We start from the raw sequence: 19,716 nt of genomic DNA, 5'->3' as shown, positions 1-19,716 counted from the left end.
CCTTGGCTCTTGAAGAACAACCGTCAGTTAACGGAGCCCCGTACTGCAAGCACACTCGGTCTCTCATTTCGCATGTTTCTACGTTCTTTCTGCCTGTTCGTCGGGCTGATTTTCTGTTGCACCCCGATAGGAGCAGCATTGTTACCTCTGCCCCCGGAAGTGCTGTCCAGCCAATTGCGTATCGATCGTCACGACACGACGATTTCTACCGAGGATTGGCATTGGCTGCGGCATAAAGGCGAACTCAGGGTGGGTGTATCGGCCGGTGAGTCAGCGCCCTTCTCTGTCACCCCAGAAGGCTACCAGTACGAGGGCATCATTGCAGACGTTACCGCCTCGGTTGCTCAGCTGCTGGGCTTGCAAGCAAAGGTCGAGACTTTCGCCAGTGAGCAGGACGCCCTCAAGGCTTTGCAGGCAGGTAGCGTGGACATGATCAGCACACACCGCAGCAGCGCATTGCCGCCAGACCTGCTGCTGAGCATGCCGTACGCCACGGACCGGCTAGCGGTGTTCAAGCGCAGTGCTGAACGCCGGCATTCGCCTAGCGACCTTGCAGGCCTGCGCGTCGCAATCACTCCGGAGCACAGCGCCGAACTCAAACAACATTACCCGCGCGCAATGCTGCAGGTTTACCCCGACCAAGACAAGGCGATTGCCGCTGCCGCGTTCGGCCAGGCAGATGTGTACCTGGACGACCTCTACAGCGCCTATTACCTGATCAACCGCTCATTTTACAGCCTTGTGCGTTTTGAACGTTTCGCCAAGGTGCGGGGGGAGGACTACAGCTATGCCCTGCAGGCTGACGATACGCGATTGCAGCGGCTCGTCAACGCCGCTATCAAAGCCATTGGCGAAGATCAATTACGCAATCTGGCCAAACGCTGGGTGGGCAACAGTTTCATCCCCAGTGAAGCCCCCATCGGCCTTAGCGTTGAGCAAAAACGTTGGATCGAGCGGCACCCAGTGGCACGGCTGGTGATCAATGATGACCTTGCACCCGGCGCGTACTTCGACTCGAGCGGCATATTTACGGGCGCCATTGCCGACATCCTCGAAGTGATCACCCTCAGTACCGGCCTACATTTCGAAGTAGTTTCACGCCCCGGCGGCTTCCCACAGATCATCGAAGCCGTACAAGAGGGCAAGGCGGACCTGGCACTGATGACCGCAAGCCCCGAACGGGAAGAATACTTGCGCTTTACCCGGCCGTTGATCAATAACCCGTTCGTGTTGCTCAGTAGCGTCGAGCAACAAGGCCAACTGGGTGATCTGGCCGACAAGCGTATTGCGGTGCCTACTGGCCACGTGGCAATCAAGCAGTTGCGCAAGCAGTATCTCAAAGCCAGAGTGATCGAGGCCGGCAGTTCGCTGGATGCAATGAACCTGGTGTATCAGGGCAAGGCCGAGGCCGCTATGGTGGCTTTGCCTGCCGCGCGTTACTACATTGAACGGCTGTTTCGCGAAAAGCTGGTTATCAACCAGATGCTGGATGTCGGGCCGGCAACGCTCAACTTCGCCATGCGCCGTAGTGACGTCGAGCTGCAGTCGATTATCGACACGGTGTTGCAGAACATTGCACCGAATGAGCTCAATGAAATCTCCAACCGTTGGCGCTCGCCCCCGGGCATGAGCGGCCAAACCTGGATCGATTATGAACGCATGATCAGCCAAATCATTTCGGGTGCTTCGCTGCTGGTGTTGTTCGTCCTGGCCTGGGTGGTTTATCTACGCCGGCAGGTCAAGGCCCGGCTTAAAGCCGAGCGCATGCTCAATGACCAGTTGCAGTTTGTAAAAACGTTGACTGATAGCATGACGCCCCCCCTGTATGTACGGGATCTTGAAGGCCGCATGCTGTCGTGCAACCGCAGCTACCTGAGTAGCGTCGGCCTGAGCGCCGAAGAGGTGCTGAACAAAACCGTGCATCAGTTACCCAAAGAAAACTTCGAGAGCCTGCCGGACTTTCATCAGAACTATCTACAGGCCATTAACGACGGCCAGACCATCGAATCGGTCCACGCCGTTACCCTGCAAGGCCAAGCGGCATGGATCAACCACTGGGTGCAGCCTTTTCAGGATTCCACGGGCAAGACCAAGGGGGTCATTTGCGGCTGGCTGGATATCACCGACCACCGCCAGCTGGTGGAGCAACTGCAAGAGGCGAAAAAACGCGCTGACGATGCCAGCCGTGCCAAAACCAGCTTCCTGGCCACCATGAGCCACGAAATTCGAACGCCTATGAATGCGGTTATCGGCATCTTGGAACTTGCACTGAAACGAGCGCAAAACCAGCCGATTGACCGCTCGAGCATCGAGATTGCGCATAACTCGGCAAGAAGCCTGCTGGAACTAATTGGCGATATCCTGGACATCGCACGTATCGAGTCCGGGCGTTTAAGTTTGTCGCCCAAACGTGCAAACCTACGAGAGCTGGTTGAATCGGTGGCCAGGGTGTTCGAGGGGTTGGCCAGGCAAAAACGCCTGAGCCTGATTCTGGACATAGATTCGAGCATCAACTGCGATGTGTTGGTTGATGCGCTGCGCTTCAAGCAAATTTTGTCCAACCTGGTCAGCAATGCCATCAAGTTCACTGAAGAAGGCTCGATAACCGTGAGTATTTCCGGGCATCTGGTCGAAAACAGTGTGCTCAATGTTCACCTCAGCGTGAAAGACACCGGTGTTGGTATGAGCCCCGCCGACCAGCAGCACTTGTTCCGCCCCTTCGCGCAGGTGCAGCGCAACCAGCAGCGAACCGAAGGTACAGGTCTGGGCCTGGTGATCTGCCGTTCGCTGTGCGAAATGATGGGTGGCCAGCTGACCATGAGCAGCGCGGTGGGGCGTGGAACCTTGATCGATGTCGAGCTGCACCTTCAAGTACTAGACCGCGTCTACGTCCCTCAAGTACCTATCCTGCCGTCGTCCAAGCAGCGTTACTGTTTACAGGTACTGGTGGTGGATGATCACCAGGTCAATCGCCAGGTATTGCATCAGCAACTGAAATTCCTGGGGCATGACGTCTACGAAGCTGAAGACGGCCAACGTGCCTTTGAGCGTTGGCGCGAACAGCCCGTCGATGTCGTCATCACCGATTGCCACATGCCAGTGATGAATGGAGTCGACCTGGCCCGTACCATACGCCGGCATGAACGAGAGGAGGCACTGGAACCAACAGTGCTGATTGGCCTTACCGCCGACGCGCAGCCGGAAGAAGTTGAACAATGCATCAATGCCGGCATGAACGATTGTTTGATCAAGCCAATCAGCCTGGACGAGCTGGACGCGAAGTTGTTGGCATTGGCCCACAATGACGAAGCAAACAGCGAGTGCCCGCGGGTGGTTGTGCCCGCAGAACCGGCCTCGCTGCAGCTGATTGACCTGGGACCGCTGGAGTTGCTGCTTAACAGTGACCCAGTTAAGTTTCGCGAGATCCTCGACGAATTGATCCGCAACAACAGAAGGGATTGCCAGTCACTCAGGACACTGCTGGATGAGAGCGAGACCGATAAGTTAAGTGAACTGATTCATAGAATCAAAGGTGCCGCGCGCGTGGTGAAAGGCGAGCAACTGGTCGAAGCTTGCCGGCGATTCGAAATTGCCTGTGCTGCCCCACAAGCGTCTTCAGGCCAACTGGCCCAGGCGGTGCAGGAGGTGGAGCAGGCCATAAACGACTTGGAGCGCGCCCTTGAAGCGGTCGAGTAAGGGGCGCTCACAGGCCATGAAGTCACTCAACATGGCGCGCGTGACGCAGCCATCCGGCAACGCCTGAGCCGCCATCTACGCGGTCTTTGGTGTGATTCCGGCCCTCACTGACAGGCACTACCGAGAAGTCGAACGGGCTCATTCCCTCTATAACACGCCACGTTGACCCTGTATTGCTCCAGCGCAGTGTTGAACTGATAGAGGGTGAGCACCTCCTCCCCCTGGGTGACCGTGAGGTCGTTCAGGTTGACCGATACCGCTACGGCACCACGCATACGACAGACCAACTTTGAACAGGACAGTTGCTTGCACAGGAGTTGCGTATCTACGAGGCTCAGCGCTACCACGGCGGGATAGTGCCGAGTCCGTTTCTAATGATTGAGCATGACCGATACCTTCCAAGGTGAGGGTCAGGCTTGACGAAGGCGATTTCTTCGCAGGGAGTGCAGTGCATATCCCGTTGGTTACATTGCTCTGCGATGATGTGGGCAAGCGGATTTCGCCGGCACGGCCGAGGCCTATCTGCACCTGTTCGCCAGCGCAGCCCCTGAAACTGCACATTCCAGGGAGGCGAGTTACTTCGAACGGCATTACAATGCATGAAGCCGTCGTGGTTCGGAACCACTGCGAGCAACCAGACTTAATGCCGCAACCTATCAGTTAGAGAAAAATGGGATGAGACTTTATTTGCATCCCACATCAATCTCACTGTTCCTGACTGCTTTTCCGTGCCCGTGGCGATGCCGGCCTCGACACTGCCTTCTTCGCTTTGGCTGCCGCAGGGCTTTTCCCTCGTTTCGGTCCGGCCACCACGCAGGAACTGGCCAGCGGCGTGGCCACAGCGATTGGCCCACCGGCCTTCAACTGGCCGACAGTGTTGCCGACGAGCGTTGCAGTGGGCTTATCTTTGGCAGTCATCACCATCCCCATCCGCACACCAAAGAGACGCAGTACGGCCTCCAAAGTGCTGAGCTTCGGATTCGACTTCCCGCTTTCCAGTTCGTACAGGCTTTTCGTGGACATCTTGCACATGGCCGCGAAGGTCTCTTGGTCAAGCCCGGTGACTTCGAGCCGCAGACGGCGGATGGACGTGCCAATTGGATCGAGCCCCGCCGCGTTGCGCTTGACGATATCTTCTACGAGCTGGGCGCGCTCTTCAGGTTGTAGTTTTTTCATCGCAGCCCCCACTCCACGAGTCGCTTGTCCAGGTTATTCACGGGTAGAGAGGCTGCATTGCGCATCGATTCGGGCGCATCGGTCAGCAAATCGGGCAACGCCCGGAATGCCTCAGCCGCATGCATCAACCGTTGCAGCAGGACATCGGGATCGGTGTAACCAACCAGCTCAGCGCAGTTGTCGCGCCAATTAGAAGACCCCTTGCGCTCTGCCGCCCACTTCGTCGTCCGTGTGATGCCCTCTTCATCCAGGATCATTGGCGCGAGGTCATAGATTGGCGCCAAACAAAACCTCCCACCCACACGCATGATGGAAGTGTTGCGGCCGTGGTTATCGGTGTTCCCTAGAATGCGGTTCAGCAGATCGCGCCGCACGTACTCGAACACCAGGTCGTCCACCTCATCCTGCTGGCCGTTATCGATCCATAGACCTACCAGGCGGTGAACCACTTCGGCATGCGCCATCGGATGCGCGTAGCCGGTAATACCGCAGATCGAGTACACCGACTCCAGCGGTATCCGCTCCACCACGCCATCCACTACTCGGCGATCAAATCGTGGCATCCAGAGGCTTGGCTTCACTGCCTCTTCAAGCGCCAAACCATCAGTGGGAACCGTATCAAGGCCGAGGGCAGCAACCGCCTTGTAGTAATGAAACTCTGTTCGCAGGATGTCTTGGTCGCGCTCGCCGCCTCGATTACGCGCGAACTTGATCAGCCAGTGACGGCACGCCTGGTCATCGGGGAGCATCGCATCAGCGTACAGAGCACCGTTGTGGGCTTCGGTCATGACCAGCTTGGGGGCTTGCCCGTTGGCACCGGTAGCACCGCCCAACGCCGCGCCGGTTTCATAGGCGTACTCAAGAAATTCGTTCGTCCTGTCCACGACCTCAGCACGCGCGAAAGCCTCGTTCCGATCCGGCTGAAGGCCTTCCACCGATTCCTTGATGCGCAGATGTCCAATAGGCGCCGGCGTGAAACGTTCCAGAAGGTACAGCCCCATTTCCACACCTTCGGGCTTAAGGCGCCCGTAGCGGGATTCAAGAGAGTCCTTGGCAGCACCAGAGGGAATGATGTCGTAGAGGAATGCTGGATACCCTTTGACGTCATGGTGGTCCCAGTTCAACGGAAGGTTAACGCTTAGGGCGAGTTCGCAACGATCTTCCATGCGATCAACGTTCGCGATGATGTAGTCGCCGTCGTAGGCGACAAGGCACCTTCCATCAGCAACACGCTCGGGGTTCTCAACCGTGAGTGTCGCTGCATCGCGCCATGCACCATCGGAGAAAGCCTGGATCGTGAGTCTGAGCGGCATCGCGACACCATTAATCAGTACTTTAATGCTGATTATCATAGTGCGCATGGCAGGAATCGGCAATATTTTGCTGATTAAAAGCTTAATCGCTGGAAAAACCGGCACCATACTACCGATTATGCATTCACAGCGCGCGGGAGGGGGCTAGAGGTAGTTGCTACACCTGGGAAGCAGGAACTGCCTGGGGTTCGGCCTATGAGTGATAGGACCCTGTTTATTTGCGCTGGGTCAGGTGGTGGATGGCACGGGCTTCGATGCCGCACTTCGAGCAGAAGGCAACCTGGATACCCACGGGACAAAGGCCCAAATCTATGTCCTTTAGCCTGACACCATGAACGCCTCGTCCCCAACCCTATGCGAGATAACCCTGCAACAATCGCCGCACATTTTCTACCAGCTCAGATTCCCCCTTGCGCGGTGGAAGCAGCAAGAACCTGGCCTGCGCCAACGCCGGCAGTCCAGTCCTGTAGGGCTCCACGCCGTCCGGTATGGCACTCGCATTAAGGCACGCAATGCCAAGCCCTGCCCTCAATGCTGATTGCAACCCCGCCACACCTGAGGTCGAGTAAACGATCTCGTATTCGACATGGGCGCGTTCCAATATCTGGCAGCTGTAGTCCGACAATCCACATCCGCTGATCGCGAGCAGTGGCAGCGGCTGCCCAGGCTCTGGAACCCAGCCTGCAGCGGCAACCCACTGCAGGGGTTCCTGCCTCACCTCGAAGGTGTTGGCTGTGGGTAAGCGTTCGTTAAAACACATGGCCAAGCCGATATCCAGGTAGTCACTTGCCTGATCCATTTCCAGGCTCTTTTTCATCACCACATGAAGTCGAAGCCGTGGGTGCCATTCACGTAATTTTTTCAGCAGGCCAGCAATGTCGTCGGGGCGGAAGTAATCGGTGATCGCCAGGCGTATCTCCCCTTCGAACTGTTCGCCTCGGACATCGGACAGCGCCCGCTCGCCCAGGGTGAGGAGCTGCCTGGCGTGGCGTACAAGACGTTCACCTGCCGGGGTTGGGCGAACGCCTTGCTTGCCTCGGATGAGCAAGTCGACGCCGATGGCGTCTTCCAGCTTACGCAGCTGTTCGCTGATAGCGGAGGTTGAGCGAAACAGGCCAGGCGCGGCAGCAGAGATGCTGCCAGCATCGCAGACCGCCAAGTAGACGTGGAGCTGGGCAAGGTCGAAGTGGTACATGCAAGTTCCGGATAAACAGGAAGATAAGACATGATATTCCCGCTTTTTGGGATCGTGTTCAAAGGCTAAGTTACAGGCAAATCAATTACGAGGATCACCCAAATGCCTGGTATCACCTTGACCTTATCCGGCGCGCCAGATGCTGCGCTGGCGTCGCGCCTCAGTCATGAGCTGACGGAACTGACTGCTCGTGTTCTGGACAAGCTGCCATCGCAAACGATGGTGATCGTTCGGTTCGTCGATCCTGGGTTGTGGTTCATCGACAGTGAATCACTTGAGAGCTTGGGGCGAAATAGCTTTCGCCTGGAGGTCACGATCACCGACGAGACGACGACAGTGGAGCAGAAACGGCGTTATCAGCGTGAGTCGTATGATTTGCTTTCGCAGCGCATCGGGAATGTGCACCCGCATTCGAATGTTCACCTCATCGAGGTGCGTGCTACGGCCTATGGTTATGGCGGGGTGCCGCAGGCTGCGAAGCTCTGGGGTTGAGAAAGGCAGCAGGGGATGGATGCTTGGGGCTGGAGTGGGTGTGGATGGCACGGGCTGCGCCCGTGTTCGCAGGACACAATCTCCCACAGAGGGAGGGCTGACTTTGAGAGGCTCACTTCACGTTGGATCGGGCGGGTGTGGCGGTTCGAGATACAAAAAAGGCCTGCATCGCTGCAAGCCTTGATGTCTGGTGCGGAGACAGACGGACGGTTGTTGGGCGTCAGGGCCCGGTTTTCACGGGGCTGGAATTTGGTGGATTTATAGACGTACCTCATAGGGTATCTATCAAAAAATCAGCTATTTATGGCTTTCAGTGGAATCGAATCGGGACTTGCGAAGGATCCAGTGAGAGCTACGACCGCCGTGGCATCAACGTTCACGCCTTGATGAATCCATAGGTCACCCACATCCAAGCGAAGCCAAAGGCCGTCAGCCACGTGGATACCTGTAGAGCCAACTTAAGTTTTGCAGGGAAGTTTTCTAGTTCTTCGATGTCCAGATGCCCTCGGCGCATATGTACGCCAGGCCAAATGAGTATTCCACAAAGAAACGTTATCAGCAGCCACCGAGCGCCAAAGCGCCGCGTGCCCAAAAACAGTTTCATTTGCTCCAGGCCGGGATGACTTTGGATAGCCGAGGTTGCAACAGTGAAATTTCTTGTACCCGCGATGAATGCACTGACCGCACAACCGGCCAACGCGATCACGAACGGACACGCCAGCATTATCCACTTCAGCCACACGGGCCAACTCTCGAACTCAGTCATAATGTGATTCGTAGATCAGCTCGCCCATTTGCTCACCGCCCTCCGCACCGGCGATGCTCCCAGCAAAAGCCCCTCCCCCGACCAGCGCAATGCCACATACCGGCGCCCCGAAACCCGCGGTACCAGCAGAGAACACCCCACATACAGCGAGCGCAGTGATCCCAGCAATCTTGCCACCCACGATCCCTCCCGCCAGCCCCCCAGCGAAAGCACCTGCCTCAGACAAACGAATTTTTTTGCAGTCTTCGGTTTCCCCTGCACGGCAGGCCTCTTGGACTTTCAGATAGGAAGATGTACCACCTAAGCCAATTCCGACATGCCCACCATATCGAAGGTACTTACTAAGCTTCGCCACTTTGTCCAAGTATGTGGCGTACCCAGGAATCTGCCCTGGCCCACCGGCTTTTGACCAATGATGCACAAGGCTCTTGGTCGAGATATTCAAGCTTTTCTTCAGCCGCTCGTAGGCCCCTAGATTCAGATGTTTATTTAGAAAAGTCGCCTTCAGCTGACCATCTAGCTGTTCCAATAACAGCCGTCGTTCGGCGAAGAACGATGGACTATTCAGATGGCCATGGCGCAGAAATTCTTGCTGATGCAAACGCTCGATGTTGCCAAGTGTGCTGCGAAGCTGCCGGAGGCCGTGGTCCATCATGTCCTTACCCACACCCATGGAGAGATTGGCGTCACTAAGCAGTCCGGCAATTTCAGCCTGATACTCCATCATGAAATCTGACTCGGCAAAATCGAGTACAGCCAAGGAACGTCGCGCGCGCTCGGCGGCCGCCATTAGTTGGCCCTCCTCCTGGGTGCAGGCATAACCGTTATCCGGATCGCCGATGACGAAGATTTCCCCTGCCTTGAACCCCTGCTCGAAAGTCGGGTTCAGGCGTTGCAGGTACGAAATGGGCAAGGTCGAATCATGGCTAGCCAGCTCCAACAGAATCTGCGGGAACGACATGCTCCGGGGCACCACATAGAATCCCGGCTGCATCTGCCCAGGCAACCCGCCAACCATGGCGTGCGAAGACCCTGCCAAAGCGCTAGAGCTCCCAGGGCCAGCGGGTTTGAGGCTAGTGCGTACGGCAACCGGCAGCCGCGGCGGGGGCATTTCCCCTAAAGGCGCCACCACCCGGTTGCTACCCTCTGGGCAACCGCAATCAACTAACGCGCCATCCATCGCGACTGGCTGGCCATCCGAGATGAAGTGCCACACCCCTTCGACGACCTTTCCTTCCAGCCCGCAAAGTGGACAAGGTGTGGTGGGATCCCCCATCCTCAGGACCATTCGTCCCTCGTCGAGGTAACCTTCCCCAGTGGCGATGCAAATCGCACCTATGGTGGTCACATCACCGTCTACTGCTTGGCCAAGCCCATCCAGACTGACGCGCATTTCAGAGTCCCTTGCGAACTGTAGGAGCGAAAGAACCTAACAGCTAAGAAGGGGCAAATGAGGCCTCGAGCAGCTAACGAGACGATTCCTACGAGCAACGCGGATTTAGGACTAGGCACGACCTAGCGGTTTGAGAACTAGACTCTGTCTGAAAAAAGCCGTCGTCCCCTTCCAGCCTCAGCCTGCGCAGAAGTTCGAGCTCGGCCAGAACGTCAACCAGCGGCGAGTCAAAGGACGGGTTCAGTAGCTGCAGGTCGTGGTGCGAAAACTGGGGCATCTCAAAATTTTCTCTAAACGGGAAAATCATTATCTAGAAAAATTTCGGTTCTCACCCCGTAAACACTGGCCAAAACCTGATCGACAGCTAACCATTATCTAAAAATACGTCCAACGCTAAGTGGAAAACTGCGAACCGTTAAGTCAAAAACACGCAGATCCGTGGGGAAAAAAGCGGGAACAAAAAAGCCCGCACAAGGCGGGCTTCTATTGGTGCCAGGTAGCGATAAATCGCCATAGGCCAACTGATTCTGGTGCGGAGACAGGAATCGAATATACCCACAAAAACCCAATAAAAGCTGGACCCCAAGATAAAATTCAAGCGAGCGTATCCCTAAATGTATCCCTAAAAAAATTTTCACCCTCGCTCGCCTTCGTCACCTGTTCCTAAAATCTGCCAGTGAATCCCCCTACCGGACAGACCGCAGGGGCATTAACCTAACCCAATAAAACTCCCTTACCCAACATGGACGATAGGTGAAATGCGTAACAACAAAGAGAAGCTAGTTGATGATGCAAAATTCGTGATCTCAGAGTGCATCCGCTTCCAGGAGCTGGTAAATCTCGGCGGCTTCAAAACGATCGAGCGAATCGACCATATGGCATCATTGCCTCATCCTAAGGGTTATGGAGAGATGATTTGCGGAGCTGCCGCAGCAAAGATAATTACTCGTTTTGCTCAGGAGGCAGCAAAACGAGGCGGCTTATCGAAGCGAGTGACTTTGAATAATGTACGGAAGAAGCTGGCGGAATTATTCGTACTTCGATTCTTCAAGGAAAAGCGAGAAATTGACACCAAACAAATTGATCGCTTATTTAACTCTACAGTAAAAGCTTCCAAAACCCTCTTAGAGAGCATCACTCACTTAATCCCTTGCCACCTTATGAATTCAAAGGAACCTGGGTCATTCACCCTCGGCCCGGTGACATTCCACAACCGACTAAGCATCACTCGAAAAATTTTAAGCAACCGCTCCACTAATACATGTGCAAAAGATACGGATCAAGGTAGGCACGAACGCTACCTGCTGGTTAAAGCAATTCGGTATTACCGCAATTTCCGCTGGGTGGCAGAGATAACTATTTCAGAATGCGACCATCCGACTTCGGGTAGAGTTGCAGAGGAAGCTGTTACATCGGCCCTCAACTGCTTACATCTTTTATTGGGCGTCGCGAACTCGAGTCGAATGCAACTAGGTGGCCTTAACGTCAAAGGGGATAGCAGAGCAAAACTAACCATTGATAAAGACGGCGTACTCGAACCTTCATTATCCTTCGCGTATATGGGCGAGGTTATATACCGAGACGGGTGGTCAGAGTTGTTGTCTACGCCAAGTACGCTTTATTGGAAGAACTTATTTGATGTAGCTCTTGAGGTGACAACAGATCCGGACTGTGACCGTCCTATCAGCAGGAGGTTTATCGATGCCGCACAGTGGTTTGGCGAGGCGGCGCGTGATACCAGCCAGGCAACGAAAATCGTAAAGTATGTGACCTCTCTTGAAAGAATGCTGATGACTGAAGAGCGAGACGATATATCCTCGCTCGTTTCGCAACGAGTGGCCGCCTTATGTTATTCCCCTGAGTTGAGACGGGATGAGTGGTTAAATAGAGCTAAAGCAGCTTACGACCTTAGATCGCGATTAGTTCATGGATCTATATCACCAGCGGCACTGGATCTTGAAGAGGGTGCATTTAATGCTGGCCAGGTCGCCGAAATGGCATTAACTAGAGCCATAGAAGCATTTGGAGTAGAAGGTTTACGTCACGGACGGCTCAGATCTGACCAGTTAGCCAAGTGGTTTGGTGCGTATATGAAGTGGGCCGATAAAAACGAAGAAGCGATGCTAGCCCAGATCACCAAAAACCCTGACGACGTTGAATCATCGTGATTGAGTTTTTGTTCACTGACTGCTAGCAGGCGATCAATCATTCACCAAAATCATCGCCCGTGGACAAGTCACAGATTCTTACGGATTAGGTAAGGAAGGGAGGTAGCGTTTAAGAAGCTGCACAATTCACCCAGTTCACCGGATTAACCAGTTCACTAAGCTGGGAAGCCTGCCGCTAACTAAGTCTTGCGGGTTTCCTGCCCCGTATCTGACCCCATCTCTCAGGGTCCCCCGGCGACTAGAAACGGGAGTGGCGAGGACCGTTTTCACCGCTGAAGGCACGAGCGAATAGGGGAATGGGGGGCGTAGTTAACCAGTCCTGCAAAGCGGTGTAACAGGTGTAAAATGTGTAACGTCATCGGGAAGTAGTTGATTTTAAAGGACAATAATCAGTTACACCTCGACTTTGCCACGGTAATTTAGCGGTGTAACGAAAAAATCGGTGTAACCGAGGTGATCGGTTTTTGTGACTATCGGGCAGGCCTGAGGCACAGCAGGTGGGGTTTTACTGGCAGCCCTCGTGGACAAGGCGATACCTGCTGGGGGAATCACGGTTCTACGTAAGTGGTGCTGGATGAAACAGCTGACCTTTGCCCGTAGCTTCCCCGCTACCCGCAAGGCGTTATTGCTTGTTGACGGTGTGATCGCCTACCATAAGAGGTGTAAGCCCCATTGTGACGTCCCACACCAAGCTATTAGAGCTGAAATGTCGTGTCACTTGGGGCTTTGTTTTTTCAGCATTCCCACAGTAGCAGCCCCGCCGCTTTCCACTTAGCCTCCGGGTTAGGCCCTTCCTTCGCATACATGCTTGCCACTTCGTTGTAGAACCGTCCGCGTCCAATCTGCTTTCTTGCATGCACTGGCACTATCAGCGGATAGCCTCGATGGGTCTCAAATGTCATCAAAACGATGCTTCCGCCACCTTGCACGGCTTGATTGGCTGAGCGATAGATTGCCCGGGGCGCATTCATTATCTGCGGGAGCCGTTCGATCACCCCGCGCGGGATACCATGGTCGAAGTGCATTTTCCCCACGGTTTTGCCTTTTACGACGAGGTCCAGACCGCTATAGATTTCTCCTCCAGATGCGATAATGGATTCTGGCGTTCCGCCAAGCTCCAAAAGCAGTTCGTTACGAGGCCGGCCTACTGCCTCCGCTTGCAGAACGACCCCCACCAAGGTCTTAAAATTTCGATCGCTGTCCACTAGCGGCACCCCTTCACTTGTCGTCATATTGGAAGCTTAAGGCGAGCCAGAGGCGCTTTAGAAGGGCGTAAGTCGTTTGCCTGGGGGGCTCTGATGCACCCCACTGGTGAGCAAGGGAAGCTCCCAGTGGAGCGCGCTGCTGAACACCGAATAACATCCAGCCGAGAAGACCCATCGTCGAACAACACGAGAACATATACTTGATAACGTGGGAGGTGCTGCTGCACCCCAGGGGGCAGCCAGGAAACGATTGTTTCCCACCTCTGCCTCTCATAGCCTTAGGCCATCCAGATCCCTTGAGGCGTCTATGACTACACCACCTCCTCCCCCAGCAAACGCAAGCCATTCATCCGCTGTGTCTGAAGCTTCAAATACTCCGGCAGTTGTGGTGCCTACAAAGCGCTCGATTGAAGCCAAATGGGGGGCCCCAATCACGAGGGCAGGATGGACCGGCATTCCCAACATCTTGATCCGACGGCAAAGAACGTTGGGAATAGATGCCCTGGATCTGAACATCCTTTTGCATCTGCTGAGCTACTGGTGGGAGGACGAAAATCACCCGCATCCTTCGAAAGAAACCTTGGCACAAGCCATGGCTGTCTCAGCTTCAACGATCCAACGTCGTATCCGCGCTATGGAAGCGGGAGGGCTGTTGAGGCGCATCGAACGCCGGCGAGAAAAGGATCGCAGTGAAACCAATCTCTACGATCTGACACTCTTGCGGGACCTGCTCGAACCACATGCGGTTCAGGAGCTAGAAGAACGAAATGCTGGCCATGAGCGCCGCCGAAAACGCATGACCACGGTCACGAAGGTAGAGCCTTAAACTCTAGGAGTGATCGTCTAGGCATGCGATTGTGCACCCGTATCTAGCATCGTTATTAGCGATCGTCCATTTGCAAGCAATCACGGCATGGTCTGCGGAATGTGGAAACGCATGAAAGTTGAGTCTCTGCACTACGTGAACAGAAGGTCATATCCGGTCGGCCTGTCACCTTCAGGACTGCGAATATGCTTAATTGCGCTTAAGAACGCTCCACTCACTGCTGGATCATGATTGACGGAAAATACTGCGCTCGCATTAGCCTTAAATTGCCCAGCGAAAAACAGGCGCTGACTAACGCAAATTCATCGAGAAGGCAGCTTCCGAAGGGATAGGCTACGCTTCGCTAAACTACAGCTTCGAGCTGGATGCCAGCAACAGCAAGCCCGCCAAAGTGCGGGCTAAGCCCGTAGTAAAGGCGCGTTTCCTGGCGCCTCGATACGAGGAATGGTGGAATGTCATTTGAAAATGTCGAAGAAGTCGTTGAGGAGCGTGATCCAGTCTCCGTTAATAAGCGCCTAGCCGAAGGCTGGAGTCTTCTAGCTATTGCCTCTGGATTCGATGCAACAAAAAGCCAAGCCTTTACCTGCTATGTTTTAGGCAAAGTTATCAGCGATACCGAGAAGACTATGCGTATGATAAAAGAACGTTGTGAGGCGCGCGAGGATAACGAGTTCTTATAGGAAACTAAAACCCAGCCGTGCGCTGGGCTAAATTCTCGAGCTCGCAATTTTCGACTCAAGCATGAGTAAGGACAAAACATGGCACATTACCTGGGTTTGGAAACAGCTACTTCATTGCTACTCAGTTACGAAAGCATGGCACTTGCCCATCGATCGACTTTACGCAGGGCTAGTGCCGATGGAGTTGAGCCGCATGCCTATTACAGTTACATGCATACTTTCGGCCTTCTCATCCTCAATGCTTCCTTTGTCGAGGGGACTGTTCGAACAATTCTCACAGAGAAGGTGAAAGCTGATTTGGACGAAGCTGTAGAAAGGGGAAAGCGCGCAGGCCGCACTGAACATGATTCGCCCACCCGACTTCTGCAAAAATTTCTAATTGAACTGGAGAGTTCCGGGGGATGGGACAATCTCGTCAAATCAGCTGGTATCTCGTACTTCGGAAGCGCGCTTGACTCCGATGTCGACAAAGACGTAAAGGAAGGAATTAACGTGTTATTTACTTTGAGAAACGTGCTTGCTCATGGTACGGCCTTGATCCAGCCGACAGTAAAAATGACCGAAGACATGAAAGACGTTTATCCCTATTCATGGCAGTCCAAGCTACATGGAGTCGGGATGTACCTTGAACGCCATTTCAAGCGAGGTGGAATGTTCGAGAACCTGGCACACCCTGATCTACCCGAGCACTTTATCAATGTCACAAAAAAATATTTCGAGCAGCTGATACCGAAGTTCACCCCTATCCCTGAACGGGCTCAAAAAACCGTAGACATGATTCGCGATTATAGCTTCGGTTTCGTTAATAACACTCGCTAGTTTTGCTGCAAATTTTCACATGCACCCTCAGCCCCTTGTTTAAAAACCTGGGCGAAGTCAGCAGATAGCGGGCGCTGTTTCGCGCCAAAATCAGAAACTCGGAGCCCACTGATATGACTGACGCCGAAGTAAGCGCCCTGAATACCCATTTAGAATTTTGCCTCTGCATCACTCGCTGTTACTCAAGCTTCAGAATGATGAGAGGGGTGCCAAGCAAGCGACAGATTCAACTTAGATGCACGGTTTCACTCTATATAGCCAAAGGCTCAGTATCGCTTCGGTTACTGACGAACAGATCGCCAATTTTGGACACTTGCTAGGCTATGAATACAGTGCTGGCTTGGCCGAATCGTAACATCGCTAACCTACTCGACCCGGTTCGCCGGACCATCAGCAAAAACCATATGACCATGCATACGTTGCTATTGGCTCGGGAACAACACTCAACTGAAGGCTCATAGGCTTTCGAAGAATTCAATCGCAAAAAGCCCTTCAATACCTGACGACAAACAAAATGAAAAAGACTAGAGATAATCATTACGTAGCACAATGGTATCAAGAAGGTTTTATGGATGCGCGTGACAAACAACTCTGTTATCTCACGAAACGTAACATACCCTTGAAAAACGGAGAGCAAAACACAATACATTCAAAAAAATGGCACACAACCGCTCAAAAGCTTTATGAAAAAGATTTATATTCGACTTTTTTTGGAACCGACATTAACGATGATATTGAAAGAAAACTATTCGGCCCAATTGATGACAACGGCTCAAAATCTGTTAAAGCGTTCCTAACTGACGACCACGGAGAGTGGCATAAACACTTCCAGGATTTCTTCATCTATCTCGATGCACAAAAGCTAAGAACACCAAAAGGATTGGCCTGGATCAGAAGCAAATATCCAGAGTTGAGCCAAATTCAGCTAATGATGGAAATGCAATCACTACGATCTATACACTGCACACTTTGGGCCGAGGGCGTTCGGGAGCTTGTATCCGCCGAAGACTCAGATATTAAATTTATAATATCTGACCACCCTGTAACCATCTACAACTATGCGTGCCCTCCTAACTCAGAATTATGCAAATATCCAAACGACCCTGATATTGCACTAAAGGGATCACAAACAATATTCCCGCTAAGCAAAAATCGCTGCTTGATCTTAACAAATCTTGAGTACGCCAAAGACCCCGAAAATGTCAACCCGCTCTCGCAGCGAACTAATGCGAAACGGGTACGCTATAGCATGGTAAATACGATTGATTTTATAAACTGCCGCAAGCTTACATCAGAAGAAGTGACTAAAATAAACCACATCATTAAAAGCAGATCACACTCTTGCATTGCCGCTGGTAGAGAGGAATGGCTTTACCCTGAAAGCCACGCTGCTTTTGACTGGGCTGAGTTAAAGCACGTACTGCTACCACCCCCCAATCAAACTCTTGGATTCGGTGGTGAAATATACGCCCAATTTGACGATGGTTCCGTTCACTATCAGGATGCATTCGGCCGTGCAGATCCGCCGAACGAATTCTTACGTAAAAGCACTGACGAATCTCAAATAGGCCGCAATGATTACTGCGGCTGTGGCAGCGGAAAGAAATATAAAATCTGCTGCCGCAACATCCCTGCCGATATGCGAACAAGCTGGGATTCAGCAAGCATTCGAGAGCGAAACCTTGCTCTCTGCAACTGTATCCGAAGCGTACTCGGCCTAGACAGTGGCAAAACCTGGACTGACGTCAGGCGCGAATTAACAGACAATCAAGTTTCAGAAATTTATGGATTTTATTCAGCCTTGTGGCCACGTGACACCGACATATACTCACTGCTACCCAAGCCAGATGGAAAGTTAAGAGCATTATACACTGGAATTATAGACCCTCGAACAATTAGCCTACGCGCCCTGCCTATGGCATCCTTATTTGACGACTACCTGATAGAATCACCAATACAAAACCCAAACAATGTCAAGCCAGAGTTCAGTCCCGTAAATTCACCTTCCAAGTTCAAATACCAAGCTTTGAAAGACTTTCTATTCATGCTAGAAATAGAACCATTTATTGGACTTAACCTTGTAAACCTGATCCCCAGCTTGATGGAATTCGATGCTGACTTAATGGAGGCCGCCATGGAAATTGCTGCCGCGCGAACTCCAACAAGAAATATATGCAAACTAGACAGGAAGCGCTGTTTTGAATTGGCAACCGAGGACCTACTGAATACAATTGCAACGCTGCCGCAAACCGTGAAAATAAAAGCACTGACTCAACAATTTGGGCTAACCGAAGAAGATGCAAAACGAGCGCTTTCCGATTTAGAAAGCCAGGCAGAATCCTCGCCACTCATGATGCTACAACGTTTCGAGTCCGGCCAGGAGGGTCAGTTCCTCCAATTCAAAATGGCTCCAAATTACGAACTTTCGTTATTAACAGCACAAGCTACCGGCTCAGTACTAATAACTGACAGTGGTTCGAGATGGCAAGAGTTATTGAAAGCGCAGCACACGAATCAGGGAATCGTTAACTATCCGTGGCATAGTGCCCTTCAGCAAATACATTCGACCCCGCTCGACTACCGACTCCTCGAAAACCTTCAAAAGACACAAGGACCATTCGCCACACTTAGGCAACTAATGAGAACGACCGACTGCATGATTTTGTCGAACGATCGAAATGCAGAAAAAATCAAGTCTATTTCCGACCAAGCAACAGCTTTTATGAATCTAATAAAAGACACAACTAACCATAACAATCATTGCTCACTGAATATATTAAGCCCTGAAGGCGGGCTCTATGACACTAACGTCCAAAGACTCCTAGCAAGATCCAATTGCCCACGGTACGACAATCAAGTGAGGTCTATCTATGGCATTGGCATACCAGGCCAACCTTAGCTTCGCAGGTAACTTTTTACCATACATAGTTAATCTTTAGGGGGAAAGCATTAGCCACTCGAAGCAGGGACCTCTCGTCAGTCTTTTGACACCAAGCGCATCACGAAATGAAGTACACATGATGCGCTTGGGTTCAATCACGCAGCTTTGTTCATCTGATCTAAATCCGGAAGTTTAATATCAATAATCTGCTCAGCAGAATATTTATAGCTCATCGTTATCAAATCTCCTTCACCCCAGTGCGTGAAGCTTTCGAGTTGGCTACTCACGTGGAACCGATGAAATGCCATTCCTTCACGCCCCATGTAACGCTTCGCCGCATACAGCTTGGATCCCAAATTTAGAAGTTCTTTTACCGACTCATCCCACTGTTCTTCCAAACGCTCAAGAGCCACTACAACCGCTGAGCGTTCTGCCTTCATTATTTCTTGAACAGCTTCTTCGATGTGCGCATCAATAGTTTCAATTTCTTGATCCATCGCAGCTATTATCAAACTTTGGCGACGCTGACTTTCCATCGCCGAGCTCAAATTCGTTGCCGCCTTCTGCGCAGCTTCAGCGGCCTTTTTCTCACCCTCAACGTCGCTCCAGGCAACCGATTGGGCATAGGCCCGAGCGGCCTCCTCCTCAGCCTGACGAGCTTCGGCAATTATTCTCTCGGACTCGTCCTTGGTTGCAGCTAACCGAGTGCTTAGCACCTTACGCTTGCCTTCAAGATCAGCTTTGTCAGTGGCCCAGTTTTTCATGGTCTCTTTATATTCAGCCATCAGTTCGGATGAATTAGCTTTACGGTTAAACCATGCAATGTCCTGATCGATTACGGAAATTTTGTATTCGATGTTATCAACTTTCGATCTCGTCTCTCGGATAGATGTCTGAAGACTCTGGCCGGTCTGCGCTTCTGCAAAACCTGGGTTAGCCAGATGCGCCTCCCATTGGGTGATTTGCTGTTCCAGCTCTTTGAGATCCGCAAGGTACTGGTTGCGTTCAGTGTTCAGTTGTTCAAGGCTTTTCATTGATCAGTCATCCTAGAGTTGAGGTTATGGGTAGAGCGGCTGGCGAGGCCGGACGCGCCGGCGTATGCCTCA

At 52.7% G+C, this 19,716-nt stretch carries 14 protein-coding genes and 2 pseudogenes; 7 read left to right on the top strand and 9 right to left on the bottom strand.

Going from position 1 to position 19,716, the window contains the following annotated elements; genetic code table 11:
* Positions 1-72: 72 nt before the first annotated feature.
* Positions 73-3,696, top strand: coding sequence for a transporter substrate-binding domain-containing protein (locus ACF8GF_RS19325; protein WP_392488367.1), 3,624 nt, complete (start codon positions 73-75; stop codon positions 3,694-3,696).
* 22 nt (positions 3,697-3,718) lie between these two features.
* Here ACF8GF_RS19325 and ACF8GF_RS19320 read toward each other — a convergent pair.
* From ACF8GF_RS19320 to ACF8GF_RS19305, 4 genes and pseudogenes are all read right to left on the bottom strand, one after another.
* A pseudogene (locus tag ACF8GF_RS19320) lies at positions 3,719-3,980 on the bottom strand (GFA family protein); the annotation flags it as partial.
* A gap of 421 nt (positions 3,981-4,401) precedes the next feature.
* Positions 4,402-4,872, bottom strand: coding sequence for a helix-turn-helix domain-containing protein (locus ACF8GF_RS19315; protein WP_176685561.1), 471 nt, complete (start codon positions 4,870-4,872; stop codon positions 4,402-4,404).
* The gene (locus ACF8GF_RS19310) at positions 4,869-6,224 is read right to left on the bottom strand and encodes a type II toxin-antitoxin system HipA family toxin (protein ID WP_392488377.1); all 1,356 of its coding nucleotides are present in this window, start codon (positions 6,222-6,224) and stop codon (positions 4,869-4,871) included. Before ACF8GF_RS19310 ends, ACF8GF_RS19315 begins: the two co-directional genes overlap by 4 nt.
* A gap of 313 nt (positions 6,225-6,537) precedes the next feature.
* Positions 6,538-7,380, bottom strand: a complete 843-nt coding sequence (locus ACF8GF_RS19305; RefSeq protein WP_176685559.1) for a LysR family transcriptional regulator — start codon at positions 7,378-7,380, stop codon at positions 6,538-6,540.
* A gap of 102 nt (positions 7,381-7,482) precedes the next feature.
* Here ACF8GF_RS19305 and ACF8GF_RS19300 point away from each other — a divergent pair, with 102 nt between their 5' ends.
* A complete protein-coding gene (locus tag ACF8GF_RS19300) occupies positions 7,483-7,872 on the top strand; it encodes a 4-oxalocrotonate tautomerase family protein (RefSeq protein ID WP_392488366.1) in 390 nt (129 codons plus the stop codon).
* 376 nt (positions 7,873-8,248) lie between these two features.
* Here the strand turns inward: ACF8GF_RS19300 and ACF8GF_RS19295 are convergent, their stop codons facing one another.
* The 3 genes and pseudogenes from ACF8GF_RS19295 to ACF8GF_RS19285 all read right to left on the bottom strand — a co-directional run.
* Positions 8,249-8,638 carry a hypothetical protein gene (locus ACF8GF_RS19295; RefSeq protein ID WP_003247529.1) on the bottom strand — a complete coding sequence of 130 codons (390 nt, stop codon included), beginning with the start codon at positions 8,636-8,638 and terminating at the stop codon, positions 8,249-8,251.
* Positions 8,631-10,031 (bottom strand): PAAR domain-containing protein, encoded by a 1,401-nt coding sequence (locus tag ACF8GF_RS19290; protein WP_176685557.1) that lies wholly within the window; start codon positions 10,029-10,031, stop codon positions 8,631-8,633. Before ACF8GF_RS19290 ends, ACF8GF_RS19295 begins: the two co-directional genes overlap by 8 nt.
* A 139-nt stretch (positions 10,032-10,170) precedes the next feature.
* A pseudogene (locus tag ACF8GF_RS19285) lies at positions 10,171-10,308 on the bottom strand (Fic family protein); the annotation flags it as partial.
* 481 nt (positions 10,309-10,789) lie between these two features.
* Between ACF8GF_RS19285 and ACF8GF_RS19280 the strand changes: the two are divergent.
* Positions 10,790-12,199 carry a hypothetical protein gene (locus ACF8GF_RS19280; protein ID WP_392488365.1) on the top strand — a complete coding sequence of 470 codons (1,410 nt, stop codon included), beginning with the start codon at positions 10,790-10,792 and terminating at the stop codon, positions 12,197-12,199.
* Between the two features lie 734 nt (positions 12,200-12,933).
* On the opposite strand, the gene ACF8GF_RS19275 is transcribed toward ACF8GF_RS19280, so the two are convergent.
* Positions 12,934-13,404, bottom strand: a complete 471-nt coding sequence (locus tag ACF8GF_RS19275) for a hypothetical protein (RefSeq protein ID WP_392488364.1) — start codon at positions 13,402-13,404, stop codon at positions 12,934-12,936.
* A 307-nt stretch (positions 13,405-13,711) separates the two neighbouring features.
* Here ACF8GF_RS19275 and ACF8GF_RS19270 point away from each other — a divergent pair, with 307 nt between their 5' ends.
* The 4 genes from ACF8GF_RS19270 to ACF8GF_RS19255 all read left to right on the top strand — a co-directional run bounded on the left by ACF8GF_RS19270 (position 13,712) and on the right by ACF8GF_RS19255 (position 18,628).
* Positions 13,712-14,230 carry a helix-turn-helix domain-containing protein gene (locus ACF8GF_RS19270; protein WP_392488363.1) on the top strand — a complete coding sequence of 173 codons (519 nt, stop codon included), beginning with the start codon at positions 13,712-13,714 and terminating at the stop codon, positions 14,228-14,230.
* Between the two features lie 452 nt (positions 14,231-14,682).
* Positions 14,683-14,910, top strand: coding sequence for a hypothetical protein (locus ACF8GF_RS19265; protein ID WP_392488362.1), 228 nt, complete (start codon positions 14,683-14,685; stop codon positions 14,908-14,910).
* A gap of 78 nt (positions 14,911-14,988) precedes the next feature.
* Positions 14,989-15,729, top strand: a complete 741-nt coding sequence (locus ACF8GF_RS19260; protein WP_392488361.1) for a hypothetical protein — start codon at positions 14,989-14,991, stop codon at positions 15,727-15,729.
* A 514-nt stretch (positions 15,730-16,243) separates the two neighbouring features.
* Entirely contained in the window at positions 16,244-18,628 is a 2,385-nt protein-coding gene (locus ACF8GF_RS19255; RefSeq protein ID WP_392488360.1) for a DUF4238 domain-containing protein, read from the top strand.
* Between the two features lie 137 nt (positions 18,629-18,765).
* On the opposite strand, the gene ACF8GF_RS19250 is transcribed toward ACF8GF_RS19255, so the two are convergent.
* Positions 18,766-19,644, bottom strand: a complete 879-nt coding sequence (locus ACF8GF_RS19250; protein WP_392488359.1) for a hypothetical protein — start codon at positions 19,642-19,644, stop codon at positions 18,766-18,768.
* Positions 19,645-19,716: the final 72 nt, after the last annotated feature.

Origin of the sequence: Pseudomonas sp. yb_5, from assembly GCF_043103865.1 — a bacterium.
Classification (GTDB): Bacteria; Pseudomonadota; Gammaproteobacteria; order Pseudomonadales; family Pseudomonadaceae; genus Aquipseudomonas; species Aquipseudomonas putida_Y.
Note: the sequence above shows the minus strand (reverse complement) of the source record. Positions and strands in the feature narration are given on the sequence as shown.